8 protein-coding genes and 1 pseudogene are annotated in these 10333 nt (G+C 62.0%); 1 reads left to right on the top strand and 8 read right to left on the bottom strand.

The window, feature by feature from the left end; all coding sequences use genetic code 11:
• Window positions 1-22 precede the first annotated feature (22 nt).
• Window positions 23-787: a DeoR/GlpR family DNA-binding transcription regulator gene (locus tag EBS11_RS14390; protein ID WP_290603674.1), complete on the bottom strand. Its 765-nt coding sequence runs from the start codon at window positions 785-787 to the stop codon at window positions 23-25.
• A gap of 75 nt (window positions 788-862) precedes the next feature.
• Here EBS11_RS14390 and EBS11_RS14385 point away from each other — a divergent pair.
• Window positions 863-1447: pseudogene (locus EBS11_RS14385) on the top strand (NUDIX domain-containing protein); the annotation flags it as partial.
• A 513-nt stretch (window positions 1448-1960) separates the two neighbouring features.
• Here EBS11_RS14385 and EBS11_RS14380 read toward each other — a convergent pair.
• The 7 genes from EBS11_RS14380 to EBS11_RS14350 form a co-directional block, all read right to left on the bottom strand.
• The gene (locus tag EBS11_RS14380; protein ID WP_290603672.1) at window positions 1961-2932 is read right to left on the bottom strand and encodes an ABC transporter permease; all 972 of its coding nucleotides are present in this window, start codon (window positions 2930-2932) and stop codon (window positions 1961-1963) included.
• A 3-nt stretch (window positions 2933-2935) separates the two neighbouring features.
• Window positions 2936-4015, bottom strand: coding sequence for an ABC transporter permease (locus EBS11_RS14375; protein WP_365955449.1), 1080 nt, complete (start codon window positions 4013-4015; stop codon window positions 2936-2938).
• On the bottom strand, window positions 4012-5541 hold the full coding sequence (locus EBS11_RS14370; protein WP_290603668.1) for an ABC transporter ATP-binding protein: 1530 nt from the start codon (window positions 5539-5541) through the stop codon (window positions 4012-4014). The genes EBS11_RS14375 and EBS11_RS14370 overlap by 4 nt, the downstream gene beginning before the upstream one ends.
• A gap of 81 nt (window positions 5542-5622) precedes the next feature.
• Window positions 5623-6618 carry a BMP family ABC transporter substrate-binding protein gene (locus tag EBS11_RS14365; RefSeq protein WP_092798098.1) on the bottom strand — a complete coding sequence of 332 codons (996 nt, stop codon included), beginning with the start codon at window positions 6616-6618 and terminating at the stop codon, window positions 5623-5625.
• A 427-nt stretch (window positions 6619-7045) separates the two neighbouring features.
• Window positions 7046-7948 (bottom strand): LysR family transcriptional regulator, encoded by a 903-nt coding sequence (locus tag EBS11_RS14360; RefSeq protein WP_290603664.1) that lies wholly within the window; start codon window positions 7946-7948, stop codon window positions 7046-7048.
• A gap of 81 nt (window positions 7949-8029) precedes the next feature.
• Window positions 8030-8971 carry a pseudouridine-5'-phosphate glycosidase gene (locus tag EBS11_RS14355; protein ID WP_290603662.1) on the bottom strand — a complete coding sequence of 314 codons (942 nt, stop codon included), beginning with the start codon at window positions 8969-8971 and terminating at the stop codon, window positions 8030-8032.
• A gap of 3 nt (window positions 8972-8974) precedes the next feature.
• A complete protein-coding gene (locus EBS11_RS14350) occupies window positions 8975-10132 on the bottom strand; it encodes a carbohydrate kinase (protein ID WP_290603660.1) in 1158 nt (385 codons plus the stop codon).
• Window positions 10133-10333 lie beyond the last annotated feature (201 nt).

The following is a 10333-nucleotide window of genomic DNA, read 5'->3' as shown; positions in this document are numbered from 1 at the left end:
AGCGGCCCGCGGGCCGCTTTTTTCATGCCAGGGTCACGCTGATGCCCATGTCGCGATACGGCGCCACGAGCGCGTCTTCCACGTCGCGGTGCACGACGATATCGTTGACCTGGCTCAAGGGCGCGATCTGGAACGGCGATGCCGTATGCAGTTTTTCCGGCGAGGCCAACACGATGGTGCGGGCGGATGCGTCGCTCAGGGCCCGCTTGACGCACGCTTCCTCGTAGTCGCCCGTGGTGATGCCCGCTTGCGGGTGCAGGCTGGCCACGCCCATGAAATACAGGTCGGCGCGGATGCGGCCGATGGCTTCCACGGTGGCCGCGCCGACGCCCACGATCGAGTGCTTGTACAGGCGCCCGCCCAGCATCAATACCTCGATGCCGGGGTGATTGACGAGCTCGACGGCAATGCTCGGGCTGTGCGTGACGATGGTGGCGCGCAATTCCCGCGGCAGCTGGCGCGCCAGCTGCACGGCCGTCGTGCCGCCGTCGATGAACACCACTTGCCCCGTCTGGACCATCGTCGCCGCCGCGCGGCCGATGGCGGGTTTGGCTTGCGGCGAAATCTGTTCGCGTCCGGCAAACGGCGCCAGAGCGGGAGAGCGGGGCAGCAAGGGCAGGGCGCCGCCGTGCACGCGTTCCAGCAATCCCTCTTTCGCCAGTTCGCGCAGGTCGCGCCGTATCGTGTCTTCCGACAAGCCCAGGCTGTCGCTGACGGCCTTGGCGACGATCTGGCCTTCGCGCTGCAGCAGGTCCAGCAGGTATTGCTTGCGTTGGTGTGTGAGCATGGCTTTTCTTGTATTTTCTTGATATTGCACGAGTTTGCATGATAAAGTCGATCCACGCAAGCACAAGGAGACATGATGCACGAAGACAATACCAAACAGGAACGGGTGCGTATCCAGGGCGTGCAAACCCTGTCGCATGACTGGTACCTGCTGCAAAAGACGACGTTCGATTATCTGCGCCGTGACGGCCAGTGGCAGACGCAGACGCGGGAAACCTATGACCGCGGCGATGGCGCCACCATCCTGCTCTACAACAAGGCGCGGCGCACGGTGATCCTGATCCGCCAGTTCCGCTTTCCCACCTATCGTGAAGGCCACGACGGTTTCCTCATCGAGGCGGCCGCCGGCTTGCTGGAACAGGCGAGTGCGGAGCAGCGCATCCGCGCGGAGGTGGAAGAAGAGACGGGTTACGCCGTGGGCGAGGTGCACAAGGTATTCGAAGCCTTCATGAGTCCTGGCTCCGTGACGGAGCGCCTGCACTTCTTTGTCGCCGAATACGATCCGGCTAGCCGCATCGGCGATGGCGGCGGGCTGGCGCACGAAGGCGAGGATATCGAAGTGCTGGAACTGCCCCTGGCGCAGGCGCTGCGGATGGTGGCCGACGGGCGCATCTGCGACGGCAAGACCATCATGCTGCTGCAGCATGCGCAGCTGCACTTGATGCCGCGCAAACGGGGGCTGCAGATCCTGGTGGCTGGTCCGTATCGTTCCGGCACGGGCGACGATCCCATCTTGATGGCGCGCAATGTGGCGGCCATGCAAGCCGTCTGTCTGCCCCTGTATGCAGCGGGGCACATGCCCGTGCTCGGTGAATGGCTGGCCTTGCCCATGCTGGCGCTGGCCGGCTCGACCCAGGTGGGCGACAGCGTGTATGACGCCCTGTTCCACGCGCATGGGGAGCGCCTGCTCAGCCATTGCGATGCCGTGCTGCGCATCGGCGGCGCGTCGCAGGGCGCCGACCGGATGGTGGCCGTGGCGCAAGAGCTTGGTTTGCCCGTGTATTGCTCGCTGGACGAGATTGCACAGGCGTAAAAAAAGCGAAGCCCGAAAGCTTCGCTTTTTGTCATTTTAGGGAGCGCCTGAAAAATGCCCAGGGCTAGGCGTCTTGCCGAAGGCAGTACGAATGTACGACGAGGCAAGGCAACGACGCCATGGGCATTTTCTCAGGTGCTCTTAACGGGACTTGACGAACGGGATACCGATAGCTTTCGGTGCAACCGATTTGGCCATCAAGCCCGCCAGCACGATCACCGTGACGACGTACGGCACCATCTGGATCAGCGAGCCGGGGATGCGGCCCACGACGGGCAAGTCCACGCCTTCGATCTGGATCTGGATGGCGGCGAAGAAGCCGAACATCAGGCAGCCCAGGAAGGTGTAGACGGGGCGCCAGTTGCCGAACACCATGGCCGTCAGGGCCAGGTAGCCGGCGCCGGCCGACATGTCGCGCAGGAAGAAGCCGCTCTGCACGATGGCCAGATACGCGCCCGAGAACGAGCACAGGATGCCGGCCACCAGCATGGCCATGTAACGCGTCGCTTCCACGCTCACGCCGGCCGAGTCGGCCGCATGGGGGTTTTCGCCGCAGGCGCGCAGGCGCAGGCCGAAGCGCGTGTGGTACAGCAGCCAGTGCACGAGCGGGATCAGGAGGAAGGCCACGTAGACGAGGATGGAATGGCCGCCGATCAGGTGGGCATACACCCAGCCGATGAAGGGAATGTGTTCCACGTATTGCGTGCCGGGCAAGACCACGTCGAACAGCCGCGCCGACCCCAGGTCCGGCGTGCGGCCGCCCTGCTGGAAGAAGAATTGCGCCAGCACAAACGTCAGTCCGCTCATGGCGATGTTGATGGCCATGCCGGCCACCAGCTGGTTGCCCTTTTGCGTGATGCTGACATAGGCTTGCAGCAGGGCCAGGGCGACGCAGACGAGCATGCCGGCAGCCATGCCGTAATACGGGTTTTGCGTCGTGTAGGCCACGGCGGCGGAAGCGAAGGCGCTGGCCAGGATCTTGCCTTCCAGGCCGATGTCGATCATGCCGCTGCGCTCGGCAAACAGGCCGGCCATGGCGGCGAAGATCAGGACGGGCGCATTGCGCACGGTCGATACCAGGATGCTGGCGAAATGAAAGTCGTCGAGTGTCATGGTTTAGCCTTTGGTGCGCTTGAGCAGGGCGGAAATGGCCGGGGCATAGAAGTTTTCCATGGCGCCGCAGAACAGGATGATCAAGCCCTGGATGAAGATGAAGGTTTCCGTAGGGATATTCGGTTTTTCCAGCGACAGGTCGAAGCCGCCCTGGATCAGCGCGCCGAACAGCACGGCCGACAAAAAGATGCCGACCGGATGCTGGCGGCCCATCAGGGCGATGGCGATGCCGATGAAGCCGGCGCCGCCGACGAAGTTCAGCGACAGGTAGTGCGTCGAACCCATGATGGAATTGACGGAACCGAGGCCCGCCAGCGCGCCCGAGATCAGCATGACGATGATGATCATCTTGCTGATCGACACGCCCGCATAGTGGGCCGCATGCTTGTTCAGGCCCGTGGCGCGCAGCTTGAAGCCCCACGACGAACGCCAGACCATCACGCCATAGATGACCAGCGCCGCAATTGCCAATAGGAAACTGACGTTCAGCGGCGTATCGCCCAGCGCCGGGAACCAGGTGTTCAGGCGCGGCATTTCGCCGCTTTCCGCGAAGACGCGGCTGGCCGTATTCTGTTCGCCCGGGGGAATCAGGTACTTCACGATGATGAAGTTCATCAGGCTGGCGGCGATGAAGTTGAACATGATGGTGGTGACGACGATGTGGCTGCCGCGCTTGGCTTGCAGGTAGCCGGGCAAAAAGCCCCACAGCGCGCCGAACAGGGCGGCACCTATCATGGCCGCCGGAATCAGGAGCCAGGCGGGCAGGGTCTGGTCGAAGGCCAGCATGGCCACCGTCAGGCCCAGGCCGCCGATGTACATCTGGCCTTCGGAACCGATATTGAACAGACCGGCCTGCATCGCCACGGACACGGACAGGCCCGTGAAGATGAAGGTGCTGGCGTAGAACAGGGTGTAGCTCAGGCCTTCCGGATTGAGGATGGCGCTGTTGACGAGGATACCCAGCGATTCGGCCGGATCTTCGCCCAGCATATAGATCACCAGGGCTGCGACCAGCAAGGCCGACAGCAGGTTTAACATGGGCATGACAAAGGCTGTCGCCCAGCGTGGCAAGTCGTTATTCATGATTTATGCATTCCCCCCATCAGCAGACCGATGCGGGTGGTATCGAATTCTTCAATTTTCAGTTCGCCGGTGATGCGCCCGCCGCACATGACGAGAATGCGGTCGGCCAGCGCCCGCACTTCTTCCAGTTCGACGGACACCAGCAGGATCGCCACGCCCGCGTCGCGCAGGGCCAGCAATTGCGTGTGGATGCTTTCGATGGTGCCGATGTCGACGCCGCGCGTGGGCTGGCCCACCAGCATCAGTTTCGGCTGCGCCAGCACTTCGCGCGCGATCACCACCTTTTGCTGGTTACCGCCAGACAACAAGCCGATGCGCAGGTCCGGATTGGCCGGGCGCACGTCGAAGGTCTTCAGCAATTCCGCGCAGCGCGCGCCGATGGCCTTGAAGTTGAACAAGCCCCAGCGGTTCTTCAGGCGGTCCTGGTAGCCGAGGATGGTGTTCTGCATGACGGAGAAATTCTTCACCACGCCATCGCGCAGCCGGTCTTCGGGAATGTGGGCGATGCCCAGTTCGCGGAAGGCCAGCGGCAAGCCGTCGGCATCATGGCGCTTGCCAAATGGCAAATCCTTGTCCAGGAAGCGCAAGGTGCCGGACGTCGGCAAACGCATGCCGGACAGAATTTCCAGCAGCTCGCTCTGGCCATTGCCCGAGACGCCCGCGATGGCGACGATCTCGCCGGCGCGCAAGTTGAAGCCGATGTCGGCCAGCAGCTTGACCTGCTGCTCGTCGGCCAGCTGCAGCCCGTCCACTTCCAGCACCGTGGCGCCCGGATTGTAGGGCGCGCGGGGCAGATGGCTCTGGATGGGGCGGCCGACCATCATGTTGGCCAGCTCTTCCTTCGAGGTGCCGGCTGTCGCCACGGCGCCGACCACCGTGCCGCCGCGCATGACGGTGACGTTGTCGGTGATTTCCAGGATCTCCTGCAGCTTGTGCGTGATCAGGATGATGGTTTTGCCCTGTTCCTTGAACAGGCGCAGGATTTCGAACAGCGAGGCCGTTTCCTGCGCCGTCAGCACGGCCGTCGGCTCGTCGAGGATCAGGATGTTGGCGCTGCGGTAAATCTGCTTGAGGATTTCCACGCGCTGCTGGGCGCCCACGGACAGGTCTTCGATCTTCGCCAGCGGGTCGACGTCGAGGCGGTAGCGGGCGCAGATCTCGCGCAGCTGGGCCTCCGCTTCGGCGCGGTGGCTGGCCAAACGAAAACCGCCTTCCGTGCCCAGCATGATATTGTCGAGGACGGTGAAGTTCTCGACCAGCATGAAATGCTGGTGCACCATGCCGATGCCGAGGTTGATCGCTTCCTGGCTGTTGCGGATAGGCTGTACTTTTCCGTCGAGCAAGATTTCTCCGCCGTCGGCACGGTAATATCCGTACAGGATGCTCATCAAGGTCGATTTGCCGGCGCCGTTTTCCCCCACCAGGCCATGGATACTGCCCTTGGCGATGGAGAAGCTGACGTCGGCGTTCGCCTTCACATGTCCAAATTGCTTGGAAATGCTGCGAAATTCTACTGCTGGCTGCATAGGTTCATAACTGGATAGTTTCATGGAAACGCGCCGCGCGGGGACTGGCCCCGGCGGCGCGCTTAGTGATGAAGAGTGAGTTTAGACCGGGCAGCTGCTGCCGACGCGGTAATCGATCACTTTGATCTTGCCATCGATAATGTCTTTACGCGCACCCAACACGCGTTTTTCGATTTCCGGCGTGATCAGCTTGCGGTTGTTCGCGTCGAGCGCCCAGTCCACGCCGCCTTCTTTCAAGCCTTTATAGCTGACGCCGCCCTTCCAGGTACCGTTCTTGACTTCCATGAAGCTGTCATAGACCGTGTTGTCGACGCGCTTGACCATCGAGGTCAGGATGCTGCCTGGATACAGATGGTTCTGGTTCGAATCGACGCCGATCGCCAGCTTGCCTTTTTCCTTGGCCATCTGCAGGGTGCCCATGCCGCTGCCGCCGGCAACGGCGAAGACGACGTCGACGCCGCGCTCGAATTGCGAGCGGGCCAGTTCGCCACCCTTGGCCGGGTCATTCCAGGCGCCGGAGGTGGTGCCGACCATGTTTTGCGTGATTTCCGCCTTCGGATTGACGGCCTTGACGCCTTGCGCGTAGCCGCAGGCGAAGTTGCGGATCAGGGGAATATCGATGCCGCCGATGAAGCCGACTTTCTTGCTCTTGCTGGCCATGGCCGCAGCCACGCCCACCAGGTAGGAGCCTTCTTCTTCCTTGAAGACGACGGAATTGACGTTGCTGCCGGCAGCCTGGCCGTCGATCAGCACGAATTTCACGTTCGGGAATTCCTTGGCGACCTTTTGCACGGCTTGCGTTTGCGCAAAGCCGATGGCGGCGATCATGTCGAGTTTCTTGCGGGCCAGGCCGCGCATGACTTGCTCGGCTTGCGTATCGCTCGATGCCTGTACTTCGATGAAGGAAATGCCCGTGTCTTTTTTGAAGCGCGAGGCGCCTTCGAAAGCGGATTGGTTGAACGACTTGTCGAACTTGCCGCCCGCGTCATACACGACACCCAGTTTTGGGGTAGCCGCGGACGCTTGAGCAGTCAGGAATACGGCTGCGATCGTCAAACTAAATTGTGTAAGTTTCATGAATTGGCTCCTGGAAGATCGATATTGTATATTTTTTATAGGTGAAACATATAATTTGGGGCCGATTTAGCCTGTTTTTCATGCACGAGCTGATAGTTCCTTATCAACATTGCACTGTATTGCACAAGATCATGCACAAGATCATTGCTGGCCTTATATGCTTTTGTGTACACAGTGTGATGCTCATGCAACAGTCGCGCCCCGTCTCTTTTATATTTACAACATCGAATGGGGTGCCGGCGTGGGCCAGGATACGCGTCAACAAGACGGGCAGGGCAGACACAGGACCGGCGCCATGATGGGCGTCCGAATCACTATGCATCATGCCAGATATGTATGACAAATACGTTTTTGTTTAACTATTTATATGAAAGCCATATAAATTGGCTGGATCAAGTCGCGCCACGCCAGGCCGGGCCGGGCCGCGTCAGGCCGATGGGGGATTAAGTATATTTAAAAAGGCCCGCACCACGGGCGCGTCGTCGAGCGTGGTGTAACTGATATACAGGTTGGCGGAAGGCGGATTGGTCTTGATCGGCAGAAACACGACGCCGGGCCAGCCGATGCGGCTTGTCGTTTCCGGCACCAGGGTCACGCCCAGGCCGGCGCCCACCATGGCCAGCAGGGTTTGCGGTTCGCTCGCTTCCTGGAAGATCACGGGTTCGAAGCCCGCATTGATGCAGCATTGCACGAGGTAGCGGGGAAACGCGGATTTATCGAGGTTCAGCGTCAGCATGGGTTCGTGGGCGATGTCGATCAGCTCGATGGCCGTGTTTTTCGCCAGCGGATGGTGTTCGTTGACGGCCACGCACACGTTTTCGCGGAAGCACAGTTCCTGGCGCAGATTGTCGTGGCGCAAGTCTTCGTCGTTCAGCCGGGGTTCGCGCCAGAAGCCCACATCGATCTGCTTGGCGCGCAAGGCTTCGTATTGCACCGTGGGACCGAGTTCGTGCAGGGTCCAGGTGACGCGCGGAAATTTGGTCTGGAATTCTTCCAGCAGGCTGGGGATGGGACCCCACATGGCCGAGCCCACGATGCCCACGCGCAAACGGCCCACTTCGCCGCGGTCGATCTGGCGGATGGTATCGATGGTCATGCGCATCTTGGCCAGCAGGTCGGCCGCCTCGTTCATCAGCGCCTTGCCCGCCACGGTCAGTTCGAAAGTGCGCGTGGTGCGCGCAAACAGGCGCACGCCCAGTTCGCTTTCCAGTTTCATGATCTGCTGGCTCAACGGCGGCTGCGAGATATGCAGGCGTTCGGCGGCGCGGCTGAAGCTTTTCTCCTCGGCAACGGCAAGAAAATACTTTAACTGTTTCAGATCGATGGACATGCTTTCCTTGGCGTTGCGTGTTGCTAGGCGATGGAACGGCGCGCGCACAGCAAGGCGCGCGCTTTCTTTACAGCAGTCCTATTATCGTGCCACCACTGCCTGCATGGCAATGGCAAGTGCCGTGCCGACTTGCGCATTGTGCTTGACGAGGGCGATGTTCGTTGCCAGGCTGCGGCCATCCGTCAGCTGCTTGATGCGCGACAACAGGAATGGCGTGACCTGCTTGCCCTTCACGCCGCCCGCGTCCGCTTCCTGCAGCGCCTGCGTGGTGATCGCGTCGATCTCTTCCTTGGGCATGGCTTGCGCGGCCGGCACGGGATTGCTGACGACGACGCCGCCTTTCAGGCCCAGCTGCCATTTGGTGCCGATGAAGGCCGCCTGTTCCGCGGGTGTGTCGAGGCGGAAATCGGCCTTGAAGCCGCTTTCGCGTGTGAAGAAGGCGGGGAAGCCTTCCTGGCCCACGCTGATGACGGGCACGCCATGGGTTTCCAGGTACTCCAGGGTCAGGCCGATGTCGAGGATGGATTTGACGCCCGCGCAGACGACGGCCACCGAGGTGTGCGCCAGTTCCTGCAGGTCGGCGGAAATGTCGAAGCTCGTTTCTGCGCCGCGGTGCACGCCGCCGATGCCGCCCGTGACGAACACGGAAATACCCGCCAGTTCCGCGCAGATCATGGTGGCGGCCACGGTGGTGGCGCCCAGCTTGCGCTGCGACAAGACGAACGGCAGGTCGCGGCGGCTGACCTTCATGGCATCGGGCGAGGTGCCCAGCAATTCCAGCTGCTCGGGCGACAGGCCCACGCAGATCTTGCCATCGATGATGGCGATGGTGGCCGGAACGGCGCCGCCGTCACGGATGATCTGTTCCACTTCACGCGCCATTTCCACGTTTTGCGGGTACGGCATGCCGTGCGAAATGATGGTCGATTCCAGCGCCACGATGGCCTTGCCGGCGGCGCGCGCGGCTAGCACTTCTTGCGAGAACGAGAGGAAGTTGCCGAGTTGGGTGTTGAGTTGAGTCATGTTTCAGTCCTGTTGAAAGAGGGTAGGTGGGGGCGGCGCCAGGTCGGCGTCGTCGATGTCGTCAAGTGCGCCGGCCGAAATCAGGGGCGACACGGTGGCAGCCGATTCCAGCGTCATGGCGGCCAGTTTCAGGCCGCGCCGGCACGCCAGTTTCAGATTGCCGCTGTCGTGATACAGGGACCAGCAGACGGCGGCGGAAAATGCGTCGCCGGCGCCCGTCACGTCGACGGCGACCACTTCGCGCGCGGCCAGGTGCTCGACAGGCGCGTCCGGGCTGTCGCCATCCGTGAAATACACGCCTTCGCCGCCGCAGGTGACGATCACCTGGCGCGCGCCCTGGCGCTGCACTTCGCGGCAGGCGGCGCGCACGTCAAACGCCGTCGGCAAGGCCCGCGCCACGCGGGTTTCCAGTTCGCCCCGGTTCAGGATCAGCAGGTGCAAGCCCGTCAGGTCCTGCGGCAGGTGCGCCATCTTCGGCTGCGAGACGGCGACGATGACGAGCGGCGTCGCGTGGGCGGCGTCCTGGCGCGCATCGGCCAGCAGCGCCTGCACGCTGTCGTGACCCAGGTTCAGGTCGCATACGGTGAGGGCGGCGGCGGCGCGCTGCGGCTGGCGGCTGTGCAGGAAAGCGGGCGTCAGCTTTTCGTACAGTTGCATGTTCGCCATCGCCAGCAGCATTTCGCCATGTTCGTCCAGCACGGCCGTGTACGTGCCGCTGCTCGTATTGCTCAAATGCAAGCTTCCGCGCATGTCGATGCCCGCATCTTCCGCGTGTGTCTGCAGGGCGTGGCCGGCCGCGTCGTCGCCCAGCGCCGTCAGCAAGGCGACGGGCAGCGACAGGCGGGCCAGGTTTTCCGCGATGTTGCGGCCCACGCCGCCAAATACCTCTTCCGAGCGCACGGGATTGGACGTGCCCATCTGCAAGGTAGCCAGGGTGCGCATCTTGCGGTCCAGGTTGGCGGCACCGATGCACAGCACGGGGCGGCTGTCCGGCAGCACATAGGCGCGCCCCAGCAGGCGGCGTTCGCGGATCAGTCCGGCGATATGGCCGGCGACGGCCGAGCGCGACAAGCCCAGTTCGCTCGCCAGGTCTTGCTGCGAGATGAAGGGGTTGTTGCGGATCAGCGTATATAACTGGTCTTTTTTGTTGGTATCGGTCACAAGGTTTTCGCTCAGTATTTAAACATTTGTCTGTGACTATAAACATTTGTCTGAGTGGTGTCAAGCGGGCAGCCTGCGTACGGGCAAGACGGTCGTATGGGGCTTGTATGCATGCAATTTCCGGGGCTGCGCAAGGGCTAGGCCGCCGCTGGCGGGCCAGCCCTTGCCTGGACTATAATATCGGCCATTTATATTTGAATT

It is taken from the genome of Janthinobacterium sp., assembly GCF_009923995.1.
Lineage (GTDB): Bacteria > Pseudomonadota > Gammaproteobacteria > Burkholderiales > Burkholderiaceae_D > Janthinobacterium.
The sequence above is the reverse complement of the archived record's forward strand: the minus strand, read 5'-3'. Positions and strand labels throughout refer to the sequence as shown.